A 763-nucleotide genomic window follows, 5' to 3' on the forward strand; every position below is an offset into this window, starting at 1 on the left:
TCCGGCTGGATGTACTTCATGGTGTCGTAGATGGCCATGCCGGCGGTGATCGAGCCGCCGGGGCTGTTGATGTAGAGGTAGATGTCCTTGTCGGGATCCTCTGCCGCGAGGAGGAGCATCTTCGCGCAGATCGCGTTGGCGTTCTCGTCGCGCACCTCCGAACCGAGCCAGACGATGCGCTCGCGCAGAAGGCGCTGGTAGACGTTGTCGTCCAGACCCATCGGGGTGTCACCGGCCGCGTCGCGGGGCGCGGAGGCGTGGGTGCTCTGTGAGGACACGGAGGTCACGGGTTCTCCTTCATAGCGGGATTCGTCGATGGCACGACTCTAGGCGCTGCGCGCACAGGGGCGGGACACTGTTCGCCGCAGGCGCACTGCCCCGGGGATCCCGACGGGCTCCCCTCCGGGTCGAGGGGTCGCGACCAGGGCTCGTCGTGTGGCTGCCATCTCGCCGGTTCGTCAAGCCCGGGCGGGTTCTGGTCACGTTGACCCTCGGTCGCGCAAAGATCCCGTCAAGTCCGATCCCCGGCTGTTCCAAGCCTGCTGTTTTCCAGGTCGCAGGCCCCTACGTTGGTCTCATCGCAACACGGTGATCGCCGGACGCAGGTGATCACGTCCCCACAGTCCAGACGCATCACCCCGTAGGTCACTCCGGCGCACCGAGTCGGGACCGGAAGGAACGATCCACACACATGGCCAAGCACAACTCGCACCGCATCGCGGGCCGCGCCCAGACCCCCGCTCTCCACACCACCCGCGCGGCT

General features: G+C 66.8%; 1 protein-coding gene. It reads right to left on the bottom strand.

Annotation, left to right across the window (positions count from 1 at the left end; genetic code table 11):
* Nucleotides 1-221, bottom strand: a 221-nt coding sequence (locus CIK81_RS17860; protein ID WP_199586429.1) for an ATP-dependent Clp protease proteolytic subunit, incomplete at its 3' end; no start/stop codon positions are given.
* Nucleotides 222-763: the final 542 nt, after the last annotated feature.

Origin of the sequence: Brachybacterium sp. JB7, from assembly GCF_003335205.1 — a bacterium.
GTDB classification, from domain to species: domain Bacteria; phylum Actinomycetota; class Actinomycetes; order Actinomycetales; family Dermabacteraceae; genus Brachybacterium; species Brachybacterium alimentarium.